Source organism: Pseudosulfitobacter sp. DSM 107133 (assembly GCF_022788695.1).
Classification (GTDB): Bacteria; Pseudomonadota; Alphaproteobacteria; order Rhodobacterales; family Rhodobacteraceae; genus Pseudosulfitobacter.
The window spans coordinates 1,490,782-1,512,950 of the sequence record NZ_CP085154.1 but is presented as its reverse complement, the minus strand read 5'-3'; the positions used below and the strand labels follow the sequence as shown (position 1 = coordinate 1,512,950).

The window sequence follows — 22,169 nt, the reverse complement described above, 5'->3', positions numbered from 1 at the left end:
GCAGCGAAGGTCTGGAAAGAGCCCTTTTCCGCATTCCACCCGCGCGGAATCAAGTATCCGTCTTGGTCAAGGGTGTTTTGGTGTCCATTCTCTGTTTTCGCTTATGAGAGTGTTTGCGAGGATCAGGAGTTTTCGCATGAGGACGGCGAGCGCGACCTTGTGGGGTTTTCCGGCGGCTCTGAGGGCATCGTATTTCTGGCTCAGATCGGGGTTTCGCTTCATGGCGACGAGGGCGGGCATGAACAGGCTCTCGCGCAGGAGCCTGCGCCCGCCCTGGATGTGGGCCTTTCCGCTCCACTGACCGGACTGACACGTGATCGGCGCGAGACCTGCGAGCGCCGCGATCTGCTTTGACCCCAGAGTGCCGATCTCGGGGCATTCGCTGAGCAGCGCCCGTGCGGTGATGGCACCGATCCCGGGGATCGAGGTGAGAATGCCGATTGCCCTGGCGCGTTCCGGGCAATCGCGGTTTCGCCGTTCGATTTCGGCGTTAAGCCTGTCGATCTGGTGGTTGACCTGACGCAGGCGTGCCCGGGTCAGGCGGCGGGTCACGTCGAGCTGTTGCGTGCCAAGGCGGTTCATCAGCGCGGTACGATCCCGCACCAGCCCGGTGCGGGCGACATGCAACTCCTTGATTTCACGCTGTTTGGGGTCGGTTGGCTGGTCCGGAACCAGCTCCAGCGCGCGCCCCATGAGCGCGAGCATGCGGGCATCGACCGCGTCGGTCTTAGCGCGTGTGCCGTGGGCCTGCGCGAAGCGGCGGGCCTGCAGCGGGTTCACCTTGACGAGCGGCAGGCGGCCTGAGAAATGGCTCTCGAGGCGTCGGTGGTAGGGGCCGGTGGGCTCGAAGACCACGCGCTCCGGCGTTGTCTGCCCCAACCAGCGCTCGAAGGCGCGCAGGCCTGTCGCGGTATTGTCGAACCGGGCGTGGGTTGCGGTGCTGAGCCGGTGCGCGTCAAGATGCGCTTTCGAGATGTCGATGCCGATGGTATCGTTGATCATCTTCGTCATGTCCTTTGCTTGTCGTGCAGAGCCTGTGAGCTGCTGCGTATCCGTTCAGGCCTCATGCGAAGACGACGGGCGATCTCACTTGATTACGGTCCTCGAAGACCTGGCCGCAGACGATCCACCCGTCGCCGGTGCCTGCGATCCAAAAGGTGGCTGGCACCGGCTCCACCTTCGCAGAAGAGCCACGGAAAGTCTGAGACAAGGCCGCAGGCCGCCGCGCAAAAGTCCGCACTGCTGCCTCTGCCTCAGACCGTGCCCAGGGACCGGTCCGAGGCAGAAATGCGTGACCTTTGGGCCAGCATTGCGTGACGCGGTGCGTTGACAGGATTCAAAAATCATAGGCATCGCGCCAAAGCTGCGCGACATTCGACAATCTGCGAAACTGATGCCTTGCACCGCCTGATTTCAGAGTTTGTTCACCAATAGATGCCACAACACACAGGACGTGTTTCCTGTGTGTTGAGGCCCTCTGGTGAATGATCTGATTCTGTCGTCCCCTTTGCCCGGCTTGCCGGACCTTGGCGCGCCCGCGCCCGGCGCACCCGTCCAGCTTAGCCGCCGCGCAAAGGCCGCTGTTGTGGTGCGGCTGTTGCTGAATGAAGGGGCGGAAATCCCGCTTGAGGATCTGCCGGAAGAACTGCAATCCCACCTGACCAAGGCCATGGGCCAGATGCGCACCGTTGATCGTGACACGCTGTCTGCGGTGGTGTCGGAATTTGCACAAGAAGTGGAACGCATCGGCCTGCGTTTTCCCGGTGGCATCGCCGGGGCGCTGAACGCGCTTGAGGGGAAAATCAGCCCGCAAACCGCCGAACGCCTGCGCAAAGAGGCCGGCGTGCGCCAAACCGGCAATCCGTGGGCCCGCATTTGCGAAATCGGGGCGGAAAAGCTGCTGCCGATCCTGCAAAGCGAAAGCATCGAGATTTCTGCCGTGATGCTGTCCAAGCTTGACGTGAAAAAGGCCGCTGCCCTGCTCAGCATGTTGCCCGGTCCGCGCGCGCGCCAGATCACATATGCCGTGTCGCTGACCGGCGCTGTCACCCCCGATGCCGTGGAACGCATCGGGTTGTCGCTGGCCATGCAGCTGAGCGCGCAGCCGGTGGGGGCCTTTGACAGCGGGCCGGTGGAACGGGTGGGTGCAATCCTGAATTCGTCCACATCTGTCACCCGTGACGACGTGCTGGAAGGGCTGGATGAAACCGATCAGGGCTTTGCCAATGCGGTGCGCAAGGCGATCTTTACCTTTGGCAATATTCCCAAACGCATCGCCCCGCGCGACATCCCGCGCGTTCTGCGCGAGGTTGATCCTGCGGATCTGCTGATTGCAATGGCAGGGGCCGAAGCCGCCGGGATGGAGGCCTCGGCTGAATTCATACTGGAAAACATGTCGGGACGTATGGCCGCGTCCTTGCGTGAGGAAATGCAGGAAATCGCCCCGCCAAAACCGGCCGATCACGACACCGCAACCTCCAACATGGTCGCCGCGATTCGCGAACTGGAGGCTGCGGGCGAATTGATCCTGATGTCGGACGACGAAGAGTAGCTGTCCCCGTTTCGGTCCCGTCTTGCCGGGTTGCTTTGGATGACAGGGTTTCTGCCATCGCTCAGACCCGCCGGACCGGCACCATAGCTTTTCGGCAAAAACGTGAGGCATCCGGCATCATTTTTTGCATGTGCGCCGCAGGCCAAAGGCCGCGAACAAGAGAGTCCGGCCTTTCCCGAAACGCTTTGGCGGGGGGGCATGTCTTGCAACCTTGTGACCGTCGGCCAGTGCGCTTGTGGTCGCGGGGGCGGGTCTGTATGTCTGGCACGGCGAAACCCGTCCGGCGCGCGCCGGCCCTGTCTCAGGTGTGATCCGCCCATGGCCAAAGCCGACCCATCGACCCTGCCGCTGCGCGAACGCGCGGGGCACTATGTGTCAAATGCAATCATCTACACATTGATCCGTATTGCGCTGGCGCTGCCCTATGCAACCCGCGTGGCATTGCTGGGTTGGATCGTGGAACGCATCGTGGGGCCATTGGTGGGCTATCGCCGCCGCGCCGAGGCCAATCTGGCCCTGATCTTTCCCGACATGACCGCATCCGACCGGCAGCGCATCGCGCGCGGCTGCCTGAACAACGCGGGCCGCAGCATCATCGAGAATTATTCTTCGGACGAATTCCTGACCCGCATGGAAACCCAGCCGGTCACCGGCGCAGGTTTCGAGGCATTGCGTGAGGCGGATGCCGCGGACCGCCCGGTCATTCTGGTGACGGGCCATTTCGGCAATTACGAGGCGACGCGCGCCGCACTGGTGGCACAGGGTTTTGCCGTCGGCGGGCTGTATCGTGACATGGCCAACCCCTATTTCAACGCCCATTACGTCAAGACGATGCAGGCATTCGGCGGCCCCGTCTTCCCGCAAGGACGGCGTGGAACATCCGGTTTTGTGCGCCATCTGCGCGGCGGCGGGCAGTTGGTGCTGTTGTTCGACCAGCATGTGTTCGAGGGCACGGTGCTGGAGTTCATGGGCCAGCCTGCAAAAACCGCCCTGTCCGCAGCCGAACTGGCACTGCGGTTCAACGCATTGCTGATCCCGTTTTACGGCATCCGGCAGACTGACGGTCTTAGCTTTGAGACGGTGCTGGAAGCGCCGATTGCGCATACCGATGCCCAGACCATGACGCAGGCGTTAAACGACAGCCTGGAGGCGCGGGTGCGGGACACCCCCGAACAGTGGTTCTGGGTGCACCGGCGCTGGCGGGCTTACGAGGAATAGGGGCGTATCGGGGCCGGTTAACGCAGCGCCCCTGCGGCCAGGATCGGCCCGTCGGTGCCTTGTTGAACCAGCACCACCAGCGGATCGTCACCGGACACCTGCGCCGTCATCGCCAGATCGCTGCGCCCGTCCCAGGTGCCCAGAATCTTCCAGTCATGGGCGACATTTGCATAGTGCAGCGTCAGCCCCGCATTTTCGCCACGGGTGATCTTGGTCTGGCGCATCGGCGCATAACGCACCAGTTGCACCACCATTGGACCCTGTGCGCCAAGGTTCTGCCCCGTGATGTGCAGCGTCTTGCCAGTGCGCGCCACGTCCAGCGTCACAGGGGACGGCAGGGCCGCATGTTCGGCAATCGCCTGCGACAGTTCCATCGGCCGTGCGCCGACAATATCGGTCTGCCCGTCCACCACCATCTGCGGCGTATAGATCGACCGGCGATGGGCCGCGGCCGCATAACCACGCTGGCGTTGGGCAAAGGCAGGCACCGCGAATTCGTCTTTCCAGCCGATGTAATCCCAATAGTCCACATGCAAAGCCAGGGCGATCACGTCGTCACGCTGCGCCAGCTCTGCAAAGATTTTGTCTGCGGGCGGGCAGGATGAACACCCCTGCGAAGTATACAGCTCGACCACCACGGGCGAGTCTGCGGCGCCGGGCGTGGCAACACACAGCATTGCGGCAGCAAGGGCGGACAGGACTGATTTCATGAATTTGTGGCCTTTTGGTCTTTTGGTGTGGATCATTCCTAACTGCATGACCCTGTAATAACCAATCAACCTTTGTTGAAAGATGGCGAGCGCGCGTGCAGGATGAGCCCAAAGCGCCATATCTTCGTGCATTCCTTCACTTTCGGTACACAACGGTATACAAAAGTGTCGCAGAGCGGTGGAATCCTGTTGATCCGAACCGGATTAAGATGCAAATCAGGCGCGAAGACCGCCCCCTGCCACCTGCCCCTCCCATTTGGGGCACAATAAGCCAAAGGAGCCACCCATGCCCATCACAGTTGGCCATGATACGTCCAAAACCCGCAAGACCCTGACCGTCGGCGACCAGTCGGTTGCCTATTATTCGATTCCCGCCGCCACCGAGGCCGGCCTGGGCGATTTCTCGAAATTGCCCGCCGCGTTGAAAGTGGTGCTGGAAAACATGTTGCGGTTCGAAGACGGCAAGACCGTCACAACCGACGACATCAAGGCCTTTGCCGAATGGGCAACAAAGGGCGGCAACAACCCGCGCGAGATCGCCTATCGTCCGGCCCGCGTGCTGATGCAGGATTTCACCGGCGTTCCGGCTGTGGTTGACCTGGCCGCGATGCGCGATGGTCTGAAGGCACTGGGCGGCGACCCGGAAAAGATCAACCCGCTGAACCCTGTCGATCTGGTCATCGACCACTCGGTCATGATCGACGAATTCGGCAACCCGCGCGCGTTCCAAATGAACGTGGACCGCGAATACGAGCGTAACATGGAACGCTATGTGTTCCTGAAATGGGGTCAGAAGGCGTTTAACAACTTCCGCGTTGTGCCCCCCGGCACCGGCATCTGCCACCAGGTGAACCTGGAGTATCTGGCCCAGACCGTCTGGTCCGACAAAGACCAGAATGGCGAGCTGGTGGCCTATCCCGACACATTGGTCGGGACCGACAGCCACACAACAATGGTCAACGGCGCGGCTGTTCTGGGCTGGGGCGTGGGCGGTATCGAGGCCGAGGCCGCGATGCTGGGTCAGCCGATTTCGATGCTGATCCCCGAGGTTGTCGGCTTTGAGCTGACAGGCCGCATGATGGAAGGCACCACCGGCACCGATCTGGTGTTGAAAGTCGTGGAAATGCTGCGTGAAAAAGGCGTGGTCGGTAAATTCGTCGAATTCTACGGTGCAGGCCTGGACAGCCTGCCGCTGGCCGACCGTGCGACCATCGCCAACATGGCACCGGAATACGGCGCGACATGCGGTTTCTTCCCCATTGACGATGAAACCCTGCGCTACCTGACCAACACAGGCCGCGACAAGGACCGCATCGCGCTGGTCGAAGCCTATGCCAAGGAAAACGGATTCTGGCGCGGCGCGGACTATGCGCCGATCTATACCGACACCCTGCATCTGGACATGGGCACCATTGTGCCTGCGATCTCGGGCCCCAAACGCCCGCAGGACTATATCGCGCTGACCTCGGCGCACACTGCATTCGCCGAATACGTCAAGGGCGTGCGCGGCGGTGCGGATGCCACGGCCAGCTCGGAAGTGCGCTGGGAAGGTGAAGGCGGCCAGCCCGAGCCCCGCGACATCCCCGGCGACACGGGCAACCACAAGCGCGGCTATGTGATGACCGACGACGGCCATTACCAGCTGCATGACGGGTCCATCGTGATCGCGTCGATCACATCCTGCACCAACACATCGAACCCCTACGTGATGATCGGTGCGGGTCTTGTCGCACGCAAAGCCCGCGCGCTGGGTCTGACCCGCAAGCCCTGGGTCAAGACGTCGCTGGCCCCCGGGTCGCAAGTTGTGTCGCATTACCTCGAGGCCGCAGGCCTGCAAGAGGATCTGGACGCCATCGGTTTCAACCTTGTCGGTTACGGTTGCACCACCTGCATCGGTAACTCGGGTCCGCTGGAAGCACCGATCAGCAAGGCGATCAATGACTACGATCTGATCGGCACGTCGATCCTGTCGGGCAACCGCAACTTTGAAGGCCGGATTTCGCCCGATGTGCGCGCCAACTATCTGGCATCGCCTCCCCTCGTGGTGGCCTATGCGCTGGTCGGTGACATGAACGTCGATCTGGCCAACGGTGTGCTGGGTCAGGACAAGGACGGCAACGACGTCTACCTGAAAGACATCTGGCCCACATCGAAAGAGGTTGCCGATCTGGTCGAACAGACCGTGACGCGCGCCGCCTTCCAGGAAAAATACGCCGACGTGTTCAAGGGCGACGAAAAATGGCAGGGCGTCGAAGTGACGGACAGCATGACCTATGACTGGCCGCCGCAATCGACCTATGTTCAAAACCCGCCCTATTTCCAGAACATGAGCAAGGAACCGGGCGTAATCAGCAACATCAAGGACGCCAAAGTGCTGGCGGTTCTGGGTGACATGATCACCACCGACCACATCTCGCCTGCCGGTTCGTTCAAGGAAAGCACGCCTGCCGGGCAGTATCTGGTGGAACGTCAGGTGCCGGTGCGCGAATTCAACTCTTACGGGTCGCGTCGCGGCAACCACGAGGTGATGATGCGCGGCACATTCGCCAACATCCGCATCAAGAACGAAATGCTGGACGGCGTCGAGGGCGGCTATACCAAGGGCCCCGATGGCAACCAGACCTCGATCTTTGACGCGGCGATGGCGCATCAGGCCAACGGCACACCGCTGGTGATCTTTGGTGGCGAACAGTATGGCGCGGGTTCCTCGCGTGACTGGGCGGCCAAGGGCACGGCGCTGCTGGGCGTCAAAGCCGTGATCGCGGAAAACTTTGAACGTATCCACCGTTCGAACCTTGTGGGCATGGGCGTTATCCCGTTCGAGTTCACAAACGGCGACACCCGCAAATCGCTGGGTCTGACCGGCGAGGAAACCGTGTCGATCAGCGGTCTGGACACCATCAAGCCGCTGCAAGAAGTGCCTTGCAGCATCACCATGGCGGACGGTTCGGTGAAAGAGATCACGCTGAAGTGCCGGATCGATACGGCCATCGAGATCGAATACATCGAGCACGGCGGCGTTCTGCACTATGTGCTGCGCAACCTGGCCGCTGAAAGCGCGGTTGCTGCGGAATAAGCTCCGCGAAATCGCAACACGGAATGGCCCCCGCGCAGATGCGTCGGGGGCTTTTTCATGTTTCAAAGCCCGCCCTTGGCATGACCCGCGGGCGCTTCTTCATCATTTCGCAGTTATTAGGGTCAGGACCCATTAATCCTGCACCGTCAGTTCGACAGATTTTTCCGCTGACAAGCAGCATCTGCGCAGAAATAGTGGTTCTATTTCAAACAGATGCGCCGCAGGCATCGGGAAAATCCGTCGAACCCGCAGGGCGGCTATTTCACTTCATTTCAGCGGCTTGGGCCGCTTGCAAATAGAACCACTATTGGCTGCACGACCCAAACCACTGAAATTTCGTGAAATTGCCGCTGACGGCGCAGGATTAATGGGTCCTGACCCTAATCCTCTCGCCATAAATCCGAAATATACTGGCGCAGACCAATGTTGTGATGCCCACCTGCGGTCGGGCGCTGCCCTGCGTTGTAGGCCGCAGATTACACATCTAAAGTCGCCCCAAAAGGAGACCGCCATGCGCACAGTTCTTGTCACAGGCGCCGCACGCGGCATCGGACGCGCCATCGCCGGCGATCTGGCAACCGATCACGCCGTCGCTGTCACCCATAACACCACCCCACCAGACGCGCTGCTGGCGGAGCATCCCGCCATCCACGCGATCCACGCCGACCTGAGTGACCAAACCACCGCCCCCGGCATCATCGACGCCGTCATTGCCAAATTCGGCAGGCTGGACGTGATTGTGAACAACGCTGGCGCAATCGAGATGGACGATGGCAACGCCCACCTGAACCACGCCGTCAACGTCGCAGCCCCCATGGCCCTGCTGACGGCCGCCCTGCCGCATCAGAGTGCCGGGGCCACAATCGTCAATATCTCTTTCCATCAACGCCACCCTGCCCGCCAAGGGCGCGGCGTCCTATTCTGCCAGCAAGGCCGCGCTGAACCTGTGGACCCGCGCAATGGCCAAAGAGCTGGGCCCGCGCGGCATCCGCGTCAACGCCGTCGCTCCCGGCGCAATTGAACGCACCGAAAGCCCGCGCCCGCCCGATCTGGTCCGCGCCTTCGCGGACATGACCGCATTGGGCCGCATCGGCCTGCCAGAAGACATCGCAAATGTGGTGCGTTTTCTGGCATCGGACACCGCAGGGTTCATCACCGGAGAGATCATCACCGTATCGGGGGGCTACAGGCTGTAAAGCAGATCAGTCCGCCAAAGCCGCATCAAGCGCAGGTAAAAACCGCTGTTCATAATCGCTGCCAACCAGGGGGCCGACAAAGCGGAACAGCACGGTCCCGTCACCGTCCACGATAAAGGTTTCGGGGGGGGCGGTGACGCCCCAATCAATACCGGTACGCCCTGCGGGGTCGAAGGCTACCGCCGCAAAGGGGTTGCCGTCGTCCTCCAGATAGGATTGCGCGGTGCCCTTCTGATCCTTGTAGTTCACGCCGATGATTGTCAGCCCGTCTTGCTGCATCTGCAACAGACGCGGATGCTCGGCGCGACAGGGCGGGCACCAGCTGGCCCAGAAGTTCACCAGCGTCACTTCACCATGTTTGAACATATCCGGCGTCACTCCGGGATAGCCTTCAAGCGTGTCCGTGGTGATCGCAGGCACCGGCTGGCCCACCAGTGTCGAAGGCAACCCTTCGGGATCGTCGCGGAACATGCCGAAGGCAGCCAACGCCACAAAGGCAGCAAAAACCACGGGCGGCGCGATCATCATTGGCGACAGCTTAGGCATCGGTGCGCCCCCCGGCTTCGGTGCGCTGCATCTCGGCGCGCACGCGGCGGCCACGCAGCAGTGTCGCCGCGACCAGCACCACCAGCAACAGGACCGTCGCACCATAGGCCGACAGCACCGAAACCGCATATTTTCCCAGTTCAGGCATCATACCCCTGCCCCCTGACGTGCACGCAGCGCGCGGGTGCGCCGGACGCGGATTTCGGTTCCGGTTCGGTACAGCACCAGCGCCAGAAACAGCATGACAAAGCCCGCGATGCACAGCAGAAGCGGATGATAGAACACATCCGCCACGTTCTTTTCCTTGTCCAGCGACAGCGATGCGCCCTGATGCAGCCCCTGGTTCCAAAACAGCACCGCATAGCGCGAGAGAATGGCAAAGACCGATCCAACAAGGCACAGCACCGATGTCAGGTCGGCGGCGGTGTCCGGGTCCTCGATCGCGGACCACAGGGCCATGTAGCCCAGATAGAACAGGAACAGGATCAGGAACGAGGTCAGACGCGGATCCCACGCCCACCAGGTGCCCCACATCGGCTGGCCCCAGACCGCACCTGTGATCAGCGCAATCAACGTCATGGTCACCCCCACCGGCGCGGCAGCACGCGCCGCCAGCGCGCTGACGTGGTGGCGGCGCACCAGCCAGATCAGCGAGGCGACCAGCATCATGAACCAGCCGTTGATCGCCATCAGCGCGGCGGGCACATGGATGTAGATGATCTTGACCGTGGCCCCCTGACGATAGTCATCCGGCGTGCCAAAAAATCCCCAGGCCAGCCCGCTGCCCAGACACAGCACCGCCAGCGCCCACAGCCACGGCAGAACCCGTTCGCTGAGGCGCAGAAACTTGACCGGATTGGCGTATTCCCACAATGACATGGTGTTTTCCTAGTGTGTTCGGCGCACGGGCTCAATCCCCGACGCACAGCTGCGGCAATGCGCTCACCGCAAGTTGACGCGCAGTACAGCGGCGCTGGCAAAGGGCATCAGCGCCAGCACACCCGCGCTGATCCCCGCCAGCATAAGCAACGGCGTGGTGGCGTCCAATCCATCGGCGCTGCGCCGCGCGGCCTCGGCCCCGAAAATCAGCGTCGGAACATAGAGCGGCAGCACCAGCAGCGACAACAGCAGCCCGCCCCGCTTGATCCCCACGGTCAGCGCCGCGCCGAATGTGCCGATCACCGACAGTGCTGGCGTGCCCAGCAGCAGCGACAGGACCAGCCCGCCATATCCCGCAGCCGGCAGGTTCAGCAGCACCGCCAGTACGGGGGCAACCACCACCAGCGGCAGACCCGTCGTCAGCCAATGCGCCAACGCCTTGACGCTCAGCGCGGCTTCCAGCGGCAAGGGGGCGGTGGCCAGAACGTCCAGCGTGCCGTCTTCGAAATCCAGCGCCAGAATGCGGTCCAGCGACAACAGGCAGGCCAGCAAGGCCGCCAGCCACAGCACCCCCGCCGCAATGCGCCCCAACAGTTCCGGTTGCGGCCCAACGCTGAAGGGCACCAGCACCACGACAATCAGGAAGAACGCAAGGCCCAGACCAAAGCCGCCCCCCGCCCGCAGCGCCAGCCGCAAATCGCGCAGCAGCAGCGCCCTCACAGAAAGGCCTCGTCGCTGGCGCCCAGTCGCGCGGCGTCCGCCGTCACCCGATAGGGCGTCACATCCAGCACGGCGGCCTCCAGCCCCAGATCAATATGCGTAGCAATCAGCGCCATGCCACCTGCCGCCAAATGCGCCCGCACCGCATCCGCGAACAGGGTCACCGCATCTGCGTCCAACGATACGGTCGGCTCGTCCAGCACCCAGACGGGCCGCCCCGTAACCAGCAAACGCGCCAGCCCCAGCCGTCGCTTTTGCCCCGCCGACAACGTGCCCGCCAGACGGTCGGCCAGAGTTTCCAGCGCAAAGGCCTTTAGCGCCCGCCCGACGTCGCGCGTGCCAAAGACTGCCGCCCAAAAGCTCAGGTTCTCGGTCACGCTCAACATCGCCTTCAGCCCGTCGGCATGACCCGCATAGGCGATCCGGTCCTCGGCCCCGGTCACGGTGCCTGCCAGCGCGGGCTGCAATCCGGCAATCGTACGCAACAGCGTCGTCTTGCCCGACCCATTGGCCCCGCGCAGCACAAGCGCCTGCCCCGGCGCCAGCGACAGGCCGACACCGGCCAGCACCGGCACGCCCCCGCGTGCCACAGACAGTTCGGATACGTTCAATTCCATCAGGCAGACCTAGCGGATGCACACAAAACCGGAAACCCCTTCTCTGGTTCTATAAATCCTCGGGGGTGAATGGGCCGCAGGCCCAGAGGGGGCAGACAGCCCCCGGTACCGCTCAGACAGGCAACATCGCCAGCGCGATGCGGCGGCCTTCGCTCAGCAACACGTTATAGGTGCGCGCAGCGGCGGGTGACGACATGGCTTCGACGCCCAGTCCCGCCTCTTCCAGTTGCGTGCGCAGGTCGGCAGGGATGTGCGCGACCTCGGCGCCGGTGCCCACGAACAACACGTCTATCTGCCCCGCCAGCGCCAGCAGCGCCTGCGGATCGGCGTCATAGCCACCCCAGGCCTGCGTGCCCTCCGGTCCTGTCAGCACCGCACTGTGAAACACTTCGCCGCCAATGCGGAAAAAGCCGGGGCCGTATCCTTCGATCGGCTTGGCATCGTTATAGGTCACTTCGTTCAGACGCATCTCAATTCCCCCAGACAGGCAGGCCCATGATCGCAGAAATTGCCACAACCACATAAGCCACGCCTCGGTATACACCGGCTTTGCTCGGGTTGAAAATCCGTGCTCCGATCAAATTCCCGATCATCGACGGGACCGCCAGCATCAGACCGATCACCATGGGTGTCAAAACCAGATCACCGCGCAGGGCCAGCACGCCGACCAGCAGGAAATCGAATGCAAAGAGATACAACAACACATTCGCCCGCACCACCGTCACCGGCAGGGCGCTGGCCATATAGAACAGGATCACCGGCGGCCCCGGCACGCCGCTTAGCCCACCCGAGAACCCTGCAAGCGCGCCGATGCCCCCCACCAGCGGCGGCGTCAACTTGCCCGTGTAGCGCACGCCCAATGCCAGACAGAGAACCAGCGCAAGCGACAGGATGCACACGATATAGCGATAGGTTTCGCCCGTCATCAGCGCCAGCAGCGCCAGACCCACCGGCAGCAGGCACAGCGTACCTGCCAGCAACAGCACCAGATCGCGCCGGTGCGCATCGCGAAGGGCACGCGGTACAATGGGCACAGGGCCGAACACATCCAGCATGACAAGCGAGAGAATGGCCCAGATGGGCGGCATGACCTGTGCCGCGATCGGCAAATAGATCATTGCGGTTCCGAAACCGGAAAAGCCGCGCACGATCCCGGCGACAAATGCGCCAAGGATCAGCAACCAGAGGCCCGGAAACGACAGGGCCTCTGACAGTATATCAGGCATCAATATTGGCGTATTGATTGCCGGCATTGCCGTCCTGTTTGGTCCAGTCGCGCTTGACGCCCAGATACAGCAGGATGGTCGAGGCCACAAAAATCGACGAATAGGTGCCAACCACGACGCCCCAGATCATCGCAAAGACAAAGCCGCGGATCACGTCGCCACCCAGCACATAAAGTGCAATCAACGCCAGCAGCGTGGTCAGCGATGTCATCAGCGTCCGGCTGAGGGTCTCGTTGATCGACAGGTTCAACACCTCTTTCAGCGGGCGGTTCTTGTACTTGCGCAGGTTCTCGCGCACGCGGTCGAACACCACCACCGTATCGTTCAGCGAATAGCCGACGATGGTCAGAAGTGCAGCAATGATCGCAAGATCGAACCGGATTTGCACCTCGGAAAACACGCCGATGGTCAGGACCACGTCATGCACCAGCGCCACCACAGCACCCAGTGCAAACTGCCATTCGAACCGCAACCAGATATAGACCAGCACCGCCCCGATCGCCAGAACCACAGCCAAAACGGCGGTCTGGATCAGCTCGCCCGACACTTTCGGGCCAACCGATTCAACCGAGATGAACTTGATATCCGGCACGACAACCGCCAGCGCCGCTTCAACAGCGTCAATGGTTTCCGGCGTGACCGCCTCTTGCTCGTCCTGAGCCTGAATGCGGATCATCGCGACGTTCTTGTCGGGCCCAAAGCTGGGATCGAACACCTCGGTGATCGAAATATCACCCAAGCCCAGCGTCGCAATCGCGTCGCGGTACTGTCCGATGTCCACAGCTTGCGTGCTTTCGGTGCGGATGGTGGTGCCGCCGCGAAAGTCGATGCCATAGTTCAGACCCTGCAACAGGAACGAGCTAAAGCCGATCACGACCATCAGGGCCGAAAGCCCCAGCCACAGCTTCCAGCGGCCGAAGAAATCAAAGTGCGTTTCGTCAGGGACCAGTTTCAAACGCATATCAAACCTCGATCTGCTTGGGGCGGCGACGTTCATACCACATGACGACAATCAACCGCGTCACATAGACAGCGGTAAAGACGGATGTGACAATACCCAGACCCAGCGTGATGGCAAAGCCGCGCACCGGGCCAGAGCCCATGACGAACAGGATTACGGCGGTGATGAATGTGGTGATGTTGGCATCCAGAATGGCGCTCAGCGCCTTTTCATAGCCCAGCTCGATGGCCCGTGCAGGCCCGCGTGCCGATTTCAGCTCTTCGCGGATGCGTTCGAACACCAGCACGTTGGCGTCTACCGCCATGCCGACGGTCAGCACAATGCCAGCAATCCCCGGCAAGGTCAGCGTCGCGCCGATCATGCTGAGCAATCCGAAGATCAGGCCGATATTGATGACCAGCGCGATGTTGGCGAACAGACCGAACAGACCATAGCTGAGCAGCATAAAGACCAGCACCGCGGCAAAGGCCACAGCCGTGGCGACCTTGCCCGCTTCGATGCTGTCCTGCCCCAGTTCGGGGCCGATGGTGCGCTCTTCCAGGAAGGTCAGCTTGGCAGGCAATGCTCCCGCGCGCAGCAAAACCGCAAGGTTCGTGGTCTCCTCGACGGTAAAGCGGCCCGTGATAATGCCCGAGCCACCGGGAATGTGGCTTTGGATAACCGGCGCGCTGACCACTTCATTGTCCAGAACGATGGCGAAAGGGCTGCCGATGTTTTCAGCCGTGTAATCGCCAAACCGGCGTGCGCCTGTGGTGTCAAAGCGGAAGCTGACAGCAGGGCCGCCGTTCTGGTCAAAGGCAGGTTGCGCGTCGACCAGATCCTCGCCCGAGACGACAGCCGCCGTTTCGATCACATAATAGGTGCCCTTTTCGTCCAGCGACGGCACCAGTTTTTCGCCCGGTCCAACAGAGGTGTTGGCGTCGGTGGTGCGGGTGACAACGGGGTTGAACGTCAGCTGGGCCGTGGTGCCAATGATCGCTTTCAGCTCGGCTGCCGACCCGATGCCGGGCACCTGAATCAGGATACGGTCTGCGCCCTGACGCTGGATCGTCGGTTCACGGGTGCCGACCTCGTCAATCCGGCGGCGCACGATTTCCAGCGATTGCTGCAAGGTACGTTCGTCTGTGGCCTGTTTTTCGGCATCGCTCAGGGTAACGGTGATGATATCCCCCTGCCCGCTGGCAACGATGTCGGTTGAGCCGGCCCCCGTCAGCGTCTGAACCGGCCGCGCCAGTCCGCGCACGATCTCAAGCGCACGGGGCATGCCCGACGCCTCACCGATGCGAATGCGCAAAGTTCCCGGCTGGGAGTCTTGCAGGCGGATCGTGCCGACGGTGGCCCGCTCGGGGCGCAGCGCGTCACGGATCTCCGGCCAGCTGGCCTGCATCCGCGCCTCGTACACATCTGCCACCTGCACTTCGGCCAGCAAATGCGCACCGCCGCGCAGATCAAGCCCCAGATTTACCAGACTCGACGGCATCCATTCGGGCCATTGGCCCGCGATTGCCTGATTTTCAGGGGTATCGGCACCGGCCTCGATGGCGGCAACCGCGTCGTTCGACTGCTCGACCCGCGTATAAAACGCGTTTGGCAGCGCCAGCAGCAACCCCAGGGCCACCAGGCCCCAGATGAACAGCCGCTTCCATAGACCGATTTGCAGCATTTACTTGGCGGGCTCGGTTTTCGAGATCACCTGCGCGATGGTGCTTTGCACAACGCGGATTTTCACGCCGTCGGCCACTTCGATCTCAAGCTCGTTGTCTTCCTTGACCTTGACCACCTTGCCGATGATGCCGCCCTGAGTCACGACCTGATCGCCCCGGCGCAGCGCCTGAACCATGGCCTGATGTTCTTTGACCTTTTTTTGCTGGGGACGGATCAGCAGGAAATACATGATACCAAAGATCAGGATGAGGGGAACGAACTGGCCGATTTGTTGCATGGATTGGGTCCTTTTGACGGCCTGAAACGGCCTGCTGTCGATTTTGGCAGAACCTAGGGGTGGCTTGGCGTCTGTGCAAGGTGCAATCCGGCACATAACTGCGGCATCTGGACCCGTTTCGGATGATCCAAAGGCTACCTTTCGTTCGCGTGATGGGTCATAAGGCGCGCACCGACTCAAAGCAGACACATCGCTCAGAGGAGCAGAGCCATGCACGACATCCGCGCCATCCGTGAAAATCCCGCCGCATTTGATGCGGCCCTTGCCCGCCGTGGGGATGCGCCGGTGTCCTCGGAACTGTTGTCGCTGGACGAAGCGCGCCGGGGCAAGATCCTTGCCGCCGAAACCGCGCAGGCCGAACAGAACAAGGCCAGCAAAGAGGTTGGCGCCGCCAAGGGGCGCGGCGACGAGGCCGAGTTTGAACGGCTGCGCGCGCTGGTCGCGGCCAAAAAGGCCGAAATCGCTGAGATGAACGAGGCCGCCAAGGCACTGGACGCCCAGCTGACCGACAAGCTGGCGCGCATCCCCAACCTGCCCGCCGATGATGTGCCCGATGGCGCGGACGAGGCTGATAACGTCGAAGTGAACCGCTGGGGCACGCCGCGCGACTTTGATTTCACCCCGCGCGAGCATTACGACCTGCCATCGGTCGCCCCGTCGATGGATTTCGAAACCGCCGCGAAAATCTCGGGCAGCCGCTTTGTGCTGTTGTCGGGGGCGGTGGCGCGCATCCACCGTGCACTGGCGCAATTCATGCTGGACACGCACGTAGATGTGAACGGGCTGACCGAAATAAATTGTCCCGTCCTGGTAAGAGACGAGGCAATGTATGGCACTGATAAGCTGCCAAAATTTGGTGGAGATTCGTTCATATCTGCTTCTATGGCAGCGCGCGAAAAACTAAGTGCGAAAGCTATTAGTGAATATGTAGCCAGCGGTGGTGACGTAATGGCAAAGCTTGCAAATGCTTCGCTCACACAAATTGTAGCAGAAGCCTACGATGCCGCAGCCACGGCAGAAGACTATTGGTTGATACCAACCTCGGAAGTTCCATTAACCTATTCGATCGCTGGAGATACCCTTGAAGCAGGTGTGCTTCCGATCCGCTATACTGCGCACACACTATGTTTCCGCTCGGAAGCGGGCAGCGCGGGGCGTGACACTGCGGGCATGTTGCGTCAGCACCAGTTCGAAAAGGTCGAAATGGTCAGCGTCACCCTGCCCGAAGACTCCGACGCCGAGCAAAAGCGCATGCTGCGCTGCGCCGAAGATTTGCTGGAACGGCTGGGCATCCCCTATCGCACCGTGATCCTGTGCACCGGCGACATGGGCTTTGGCGCGCGCCGCACCTATGACATCGAGGCATGGTTGCCCGGTCAGGATGCCTACCGCGAGATCAGCTCGGTTTCGACCACAGGCGACTTTCAGGCGCGCCGCATGAATGCACGTTTCAAGCCCGCTGACGGCGGCAAGCCGCAATTCGTGCACACGCTGAACGGCTCGGGCCTTGCGGTCGGGCGCTGCCTGATTGCGGTGCTGGAAAACGGCCAGCAGGCGGACGGTTCGGTGACCCTGCCCACGGTTCTGGCCCCCTATCTGGGTGGCAAGACCACGCTGGGCGCCGACGGCACGCTGGCCTAACCGGCCGGAAACATCCTGTGCAGACTGCGCGGGCGGTAATCTGTTCGCCCGCGCACCCGCGCGTCGGTGCTGTCGTGCATTTCCCATTTGTTCACAGGACCCTCGCGCCAGGCGCTCAGCTTGCGGCTTAGCCATCCACTCTTGCCTGCCAGTTCCTGTGCATCGACCAGCGCGTCGGCCTCTACATGGGGAAAACGCAAACCCGGCTTCTGCTTCAGCGCCTTGGCGCCTTCATAAATCCACGTCAGCGGATAGACCGACAACGCCTGCACCTGGGCGCTGCCGCCCACCACGCTGTGCGTGCCGACAAACCAGACCTGCTGGTATTTCCGGTTTTGGCTGGTGTCGCCCTTGTTCAGGCCCTTCTTGTCCGCCAGATCGTCCAGATTGTCCCATTTCGCAGGCCGGTAGAACACCCGCCGCTCGTCCACAGCCAGAGCGTGCCGCGCACTGCGCACAAGGCTGGACAGGGCCATATCGTGAAATTTGTATTGCGCATTCCACATTGATGCGATGGGCCCGAACAGCGAAACGGGCACGCCGCGCGCGCCCACCGTGTCCCACACCCCGATATAGGCGATGTTGACCAGCTCCGAGCCGTCTGCACGCCAGTCCAGATCTTCCTGCGAAGTCGCAAATCGGGGCGACAGCCTGCGACGCTCTTGCAAGATATGCGGCTTGTCAGGATGGTTGGCGGCACCGGGCTTGCGATATAGCTTGAACGCCGCATTGATGCCGTCAGGCGTGGTGTCCGTGACGATCCCGCATTTGCGGATCATCCCCCCGACCGACCGCGCGGTGAACGCACCACGCGAGAAACCGAACAAATAGATTTCATCCCCCGGCTGATAGACCTGAGCGATAAACTGGTAGGCCTGCTTGACCTTGGCATCCAGGCCCCAGCCAAAAGCCCCGCCCCCATACTTGTTGAAAAACCGTTTTACCGGCCCGTCGAACCGTTCATCGGTCCCGATCCCCGCGAAATAGGCCGAGACCTGACCCTGTGCGGGATCGCTGATCAATGTAAGGTGAAGCTTGTGAACACTTGTGGGTTCTTCGATGGTGGGTGAATTCCAGGTGCCATCGCAGAAAATAGCGATACGGGTCATGGGGAAAATCCTTGGCAATCAATTGAAACGGGTTATCTGAATATACGACAGCATCCGCTTTCCCGCTAGAATTGTAAATATCATGCCCCTCGCCATCCTCGTTCTGCTCCTCAGCGCCGCCTTCGCGGCCTCTCCCCTGCTTGTGCCGGGCTTTGGCGGCTTTGACCCCAACCAGTTCCCGATCCCGCAAGACAGCCCGCCCGTGCAGCCAGCGGGCTATGCATTTTCAATCTGGGGTCTGATCTACCTGTGGCTGATCGCCGGCGCCCTGTTCGGCCTGCGTCGCCCTGTGGAATGGCAGCCAATGCGCGCCCCGCTCGCGGTCTCGCTGGCCATCGGGGCAACATGGCTGCCGGTGGCGCTGCTCAGCCCGCTCTGGGCTGCTGCGCTGATCTGGGCCATGCTGCTCACAGCACTGGTTGCACTGTTCCGCGCGCCCGTGGCCGACGCCCCCTGGGCGGCGTGGCCCCTTGCCCTCTACACCGGTTGGCTCAGCGCCGCCTCCTGCGTCTCACTGGGGTTGCTGGCAGCAGGATACGGCTGGATGAGCCAAAGCACAGCCGCCTATGCCTTTGTCGGGCTTGCAATCATACTGGCCTTGACCGTGCAGACCTTGCTGAGGCGCGCCCCAACCTACGGCCTGGCCGTGATATGGGCGCTGATTGCCGTGGCGGTCCAGAACTGGGGCACCGCGACCGCGGGCGTGGCATGGCTGGCGCTGCTTGGCGCAGTGGCCATGGTACTGCCCATGATCCGCAGCACACGCCCCAGGCCATAGGCCCCCCATACTTCTTTTGGCTCTAAATATCCCGGGGTCCGGGGCAGGGTCCCGGTCCAGACCCTAACTGCGACGCCCGTCGGTATGTTTGCGCAGCTTCGACGGCGCCGCCTTCTTGCGCCCCTTGTACGGGTTCGAATCGTTCTGCCCGCGCATGTACAGGCGGATCGGCGTGCCCGGCATGTCAAAATCAATCCGCAACGCATTCACCAGATAGCGCGAATAGCTTTCCGGCACCTTGTCGGGATGCGAACACATCACCACGAACCCCGGCGGGCGCGTCTTGGCCTGTGTCATATAGCGCAGCTTGATCCGTTTGCCCTGCGGTGCGGGGGGCGGGTGTGCCTCGACCATGCCGCTCAGCCAGCGGTTCAGCGCAGCCGTGGCCACGCGCCGGTTCCACACATCATAGGCCTTCATGATCGCCGCGTGCAGACGGTCCAGCCCCCGCCCCGTCTTGGCCGAGACCGTGATCAACGGCGCGCCGCGCAGCTGCGGCAGCAGCCGCTCGAAGCTTTCCTTAAGCTCGCGCAGCTTGTCCTGCTTGTCGTCCTCGATGTCCCATTTGTTCACCGCGATGACCACCGCGCGGCCTTCACGTTCGGCCAGGTCGGCAATGCGCAGGTCCTGCTGCTCAAAGGGAATGGCCGCGTCCAGCAGCACAACGACCACTTCGGCGAATTTGACCGCGCGCAACCCGTCCCCGACGCTGAGTTTCTCCAGCTTTTCCTGAACCTTGGCCTTTTTACGCATCCCGGCGGTGTCAAAAATCCGCATCGGCACAGGTTCGCCATCGTCGCCTGCCCAGTCGATGCGCAGCGAAATCGCGTCACGGGTGATGCCCGCCTCGGGGCCGGTCAGCAGGCGCTCATCCCCCAGAATCTTGTTGATCAGCGTGGATTTGCCTGCGTTCGGGCGGCCCACGACGGCCACTTGCAGCGGCTTGGCGTTGGTGGGCACCGGCACGACGTCCATGTCGTCCAGATCCTCATCCAGCGTCACGTCGATTTCAGGCGCATCCTCGGCGGCGCGTTCGGCGAATTTGTCGGCCAGCGGCATCAGATGGGTGTAAAGATCGTTCAAACCTTCGCCGTGCTCGGCGGACAGGCGGATCGGTTCGCCCAGACCCAGGCCATAGGCTTCGATCACACCGGCGTCGGCGGCGGCACCTTCGCCCTTGTTGGCGGCCAGAATCACATGGGCCGAGCGTTTGCGCAGGATTTCCGCGAACACTTCATCAGTGGGAGTGACCCCTGCCCGCGCGTCGATCATGAACAGGCAGACATCAGCCATGTCCACCGCACGTTCGGTCAGCTTGCGCATCCGCCCTTGCAGGGATTCGTCCGTGGCCTCTTCCAGACCGGCGGTGTCGATCACGGTAAAGCGCAGATCGGCCAGGCGGGCCGCGCCTTCGCGCAGGTCGCGGGTCACGCCGGGTTGGTCGTCGACCAGCGCCAGACGCTTGCCCACAAGGCGGTTGAACAGCGTCGACTTGCCCACATTGGGCCGCCCGACAATGGCGAGGGTGAAAGACATGACAGTCTCCGGTTCAGGTCAGGCGCGACAAAGCACGCCCCAAAGCGCAGCCCCTAGCGCAATTCGACATCAACGGAAAGCGTACAATTGCCCGTTGCGGCTGACAACGTACAGCGTTCCGCCCGCAACCACCGGAGCGGTGGCCGCACCGCCGGGGATTTCCACGCTGCCGACAAGCGCCCCGCTGACCGGATCAAAGCTGCGCAGCAACCCGTCCGACGAGGCCACGCGCACACGGCCACCTGCCACGACAGGGCCGTGATGGGCATAGACTGCGGCAACCTTCTTGGGACGATCCTTGACATAGTTGGGCAAACGGGCGCCCCAGATGCGGCTGCCGTCGGATGCGTCCAGACGCACCAGCTCGTTGCGATCGGTCAGCGCGAAAACGCTGCCTGCGATCGGATACATCGTGTCAATGGCACCTTCATCAGCGGTCCATTCACGCAGGCCGGATTCGGCATTGATGGCCACCATGCGCCCCGCCTGGTTGCCCGCATAGACGGTATTGCCAACCACTACAGGCGCTCCGGTGACGTCATCGACCTTGGACAAGGCCCGCCCGGGGCGCTCGCCCAGCACCGAGGCATCCCAGCGGCGCAGGCCGCCCTTGCGGAACACCGCCTGCAATTCACCCGAGCCAAAGGCAAAAATCGCCAGCTCGTCTGTCAACGCGGGCGCGGGCGCGCCCAGAATATTCGATACGGTTGTGGGCCCTGTTGCCTGCCAGCGCACACGGCCTGTTGCGGCCTCGATGGCCCAGCCGGTGTCGTCGCCCGCCATCAGATAGACCAGGTCGCCGTATACCGTCGGCGCGCCCGATCCTGTGGCTTCCAGTTGCTGGGTCCAGCGCACGGCGCCGTTGGCGGCATCCAGCGCGGTCAACACGCCGTAACCTGACGAAACGTAAAGCGTGCCATCCTTGACCGCCAGCCCGCCGCCTGTGGCCTCGCCCGCGTTGTCGCGTGCGGGGCGCACATCGGCCTGCCACAGCGTTGCGCCCGACGTCGAGGTGGCGGTGACGGTTGATCCGGCATCAAGGGTAAAGACACGGCCCGCGTCCGCCACCGGATTGGCGATGATGCGCTGGCGACGGCTGTCGCCCTGACCGATCTTGGCGCTCCAGGCAAGTTGCGGAGCCGCGGACAGTGCCGGATGTACCGTGCGATAGGCGGGTGTGCCAATCGCATGGCTCCACGCCGCATTGTTCTGCATCGCAGGCAGCGCAATCGCCCGCGTGGTATTTTCAGGTGTCGGTGCGACAATCAGGTCGGCAGGATCAGGGTTTTGCAGGACCGAACGCACCGGCTCGCGCTTGCCTGGCAGAATGACTTCGGGCTCGGTACAGGCGCTTAGGATCAAGCTGCCGCCAAGCGCCAGAGCCAGAGGCAAACGCGCCGTGAACATGGGTTTCGATCTCATGGCTGTGCTCATTGTCGTTTCTGGTCCCGAGGCAAAATCAT

At 62.2% G+C, this 22,169-nt stretch carries 22 protein-coding genes; 7 read left to right on the top strand and 15 right to left on the bottom strand.

Annotation, left to right across the window (positions count from 1 at the left end; genetic code table 11):
• Window positions 1–66 precede the first annotated feature (66 nt).
• On the bottom strand, window positions 67–1,011 hold the full coding sequence (locus tag DSM107133_RS07480; protein ID WP_114291353.1) for an IS110 family transposase: 945 nt from the start codon (window positions 1,009–1,011) through the stop codon (window positions 67–69).
• A gap of 466 nt (window positions 1,012–1,477) precedes the next feature.
• On the opposite strand from DSM107133_RS07480, the gene DSM107133_RS07475 reads away from it, so the two are divergent.
• Both DSM107133_RS07475 and DSM107133_RS07470 read left to right on the top strand, forming a co-directional pair.
• Window positions 1,478–2,551, top strand: a complete 1,074-nt coding sequence (locus DSM107133_RS07475) for a FliG C-terminal domain-containing protein (protein ID WP_114293418.1) — start codon at window positions 1,478–1,480, stop codon at window positions 2,549–2,551.
• 318 nt (window positions 2,552–2,869) lie between these two features.
• Window positions 2,870–3,769 carry a lysophospholipid acyltransferase family protein gene (locus tag DSM107133_RS07470; protein WP_114293419.1) on the top strand — a complete coding sequence of 300 codons (900 nt, stop codon included), beginning with the start codon at window positions 2,870–2,872 and terminating at the stop codon, window positions 3,767–3,769.
• Window positions 3,770–3,786: 17 nt separating this feature from the next.
• On the opposite strand, the gene DSM107133_RS07465 is transcribed toward DSM107133_RS07470, so the two are convergent.
• On the bottom strand, window positions 3,787–4,479 hold the full coding sequence (locus DSM107133_RS07465) for a DUF1223 domain-containing protein (protein WP_114293420.1): 693 nt from the start codon (window positions 4,477–4,479) through the stop codon (window positions 3,787–3,789).
• Window positions 4,480–4,765: 286 nt separating this feature from the next.
• Here DSM107133_RS07465 and acnA point away from each other — a divergent pair, with 286 nt between their 5' ends.
• From acnA to DSM107133_RS25050, 3 genes are all read left to right on the top strand, one after another.
• The gene (gene acnA / locus DSM107133_RS07460; RefSeq protein WP_114293421.1) at window positions 4,766–7,555 is read left to right on the top strand and encodes an aconitate hydratase AcnA; all 2,790 of its coding nucleotides are present in this window, start codon (window positions 4,766–4,768) and stop codon (window positions 7,553–7,555) included.
• Between the two features lie 511 nt (window positions 7,556–8,066).
• A complete protein-coding gene (locus tag DSM107133_RS07455; protein ID WP_162792019.1) occupies window positions 8,067–8,576 on the top strand; it encodes an SDR family NAD(P)-dependent oxidoreductase in 510 nt (169 codons plus the stop codon).
• Window positions 8,494–8,751, top strand: a complete 258-nt coding sequence (locus DSM107133_RS25050) for an SDR family oxidoreductase (RefSeq protein ID WP_345889592.1) — start codon at window positions 8,494–8,496, stop codon at window positions 8,749–8,751. Before DSM107133_RS07455 ends, DSM107133_RS25050 begins: the two co-directional genes overlap by 83 nt.
• A gap of 6 nt (window positions 8,752–8,757) precedes the next feature.
• Here the strand turns inward: DSM107133_RS25050 and DSM107133_RS07450 are convergent, their stop codons facing one another.
• The 10 genes from DSM107133_RS07450 to yajC form a co-directional block, all read right to left on the bottom strand.
• Window positions 8,758–9,297: a DsbE family thiol:disulfide interchange protein gene (locus tag DSM107133_RS07450; RefSeq protein WP_114293422.1), complete on the bottom strand. Its 540-nt coding sequence runs from the start codon at window positions 9,295–9,297 to the stop codon at window positions 8,758–8,760.
• Complete coding sequence (gene ccmD / locus DSM107133_RS07445) at window positions 9,290–9,448, bottom strand: heme exporter protein CcmD (RefSeq protein ID WP_240310514.1); 159 nt, start codon at window positions 9,446–9,448, stop codon at window positions 9,290–9,292. Before ccmD ends, DSM107133_RS07450 begins: the two co-directional genes overlap by 8 nt.
• On the bottom strand, window positions 9,445–10,176 hold the full coding sequence (locus DSM107133_RS07440; protein WP_114293423.1) for a heme ABC transporter permease: 732 nt from the start codon (window positions 10,174–10,176) through the stop codon (window positions 9,445–9,447). The genes ccmD and DSM107133_RS07440 overlap by 4 nt, the downstream gene beginning before the upstream one ends.
• A 63-nt stretch (window positions 10,177–10,239) precedes the next feature.
• Window positions 10,240–10,896 (bottom strand): heme exporter protein CcmB, encoded by a 657-nt coding sequence (ccmB, locus tag DSM107133_RS07435; protein WP_114293424.1) that lies wholly within the window; start codon window positions 10,894–10,896, stop codon window positions 10,240–10,242.
• Window positions 10,893–11,513, bottom strand: a complete 621-nt coding sequence (gene ccmA / locus DSM107133_RS07430; protein ID WP_114293425.1) for a heme ABC exporter ATP-binding protein CcmA — start codon at window positions 11,511–11,513, stop codon at window positions 10,893–10,895. Before ccmA ends, ccmB begins: the two co-directional genes overlap by 4 nt.
• A gap of 112 nt (window positions 11,514–11,625) precedes the next feature.
• A complete protein-coding gene (locus DSM107133_RS07425) occupies window positions 11,626–11,982 on the bottom strand; it encodes an Mth938-like domain-containing protein (RefSeq protein ID WP_114293426.1) in 357 nt (118 codons plus the stop codon).
• Between the two features lies 1 nt (window position 11,983).
• Window positions 11,984–12,739, bottom strand: a complete 756-nt coding sequence (locus DSM107133_RS07420) for a sulfite exporter TauE/SafE family protein (protein WP_162792021.1) — start codon at window positions 12,737–12,739, stop codon at window positions 11,984–11,986.
• Window positions 12,732–13,700 (bottom strand): protein translocase subunit SecF, encoded by a 969-nt coding sequence (gene secF, locus DSM107133_RS07415; RefSeq protein ID WP_114293428.1) that lies wholly within the window; start codon window positions 13,698–13,700, stop codon window positions 12,732–12,734. The genes DSM107133_RS07420 and secF overlap by 8 nt, the downstream gene beginning before the upstream one ends.
• A 1-nt stretch (window position 13,701) precedes the next feature.
• Window positions 13,702–15,363: a protein translocase subunit SecD gene (secD, locus tag DSM107133_RS07410; RefSeq protein ID WP_114293429.1), complete on the bottom strand. Its 1,662-nt coding sequence runs from the start codon at window positions 15,361–15,363 to the stop codon at window positions 13,702–13,704.
• Complete coding sequence (yajC, locus tag DSM107133_RS07405) at window positions 15,364–15,642, bottom strand: preprotein translocase subunit YajC (protein WP_114293430.1); 279 nt, start codon at window positions 15,640–15,642, stop codon at window positions 15,364–15,366.
• Between the two features lie 210 nt (window positions 15,643–15,852).
• On the opposite strand from yajC, the gene DSM107133_RS07400 reads away from it, so the two are divergent.
• Entirely contained in the window at window positions 15,853–17,283 is a 1,431-nt protein-coding gene (locus DSM107133_RS07400) for a serine--tRNA ligase (protein WP_114293431.1), read from the top strand.
• Here DSM107133_RS07400 and DSM107133_RS07395 read toward each other — a convergent pair.
• Window positions 17,280–18,392 carry a DUF2235 domain-containing protein gene (locus DSM107133_RS07395; RefSeq protein ID WP_114293432.1) on the bottom strand — a complete coding sequence of 371 codons (1,113 nt, stop codon included), beginning with the start codon at window positions 18,390–18,392 and terminating at the stop codon, window positions 17,280–17,282. The two genes, DSM107133_RS07400 and DSM107133_RS07395, sit on opposite strands and share 4 nt — an antisense overlap.
• Before the next feature lie 82 nt (window positions 18,393–18,474).
• Here DSM107133_RS07395 and DSM107133_RS07390 point away from each other — a divergent pair, with 82 nt between their 5' ends.
• Complete coding sequence (locus DSM107133_RS07390; protein ID WP_114293433.1) at window positions 18,475–19,170, top strand: tryptophan-rich sensory protein; 696 nt, start codon at window positions 18,475–18,477, stop codon at window positions 19,168–19,170.
• Window positions 19,171–19,233: 63 nt separating this feature from the next.
• Here the strand turns inward: DSM107133_RS07390 and der are convergent, their stop codons facing one another.
• Complete coding sequence (gene der, locus DSM107133_RS07385; RefSeq protein WP_114293434.1) at window positions 19,234–20,706, bottom strand: ribosome biogenesis GTPase Der; 1,473 nt, start codon at window positions 20,704–20,706, stop codon at window positions 19,234–19,236.
• A gap of 69 nt (window positions 20,707–20,775) precedes the next feature.
• The gene (locus tag DSM107133_RS07380) at window positions 20,776–22,128 is read right to left on the bottom strand and encodes a PQQ-like beta-propeller repeat protein (RefSeq protein WP_240310515.1); all 1,353 of its coding nucleotides are present in this window, start codon (window positions 22,126–22,128) and stop codon (window positions 20,776–20,778) included.
• Window positions 22,129–22,169: the final 41 nt, after the last annotated feature.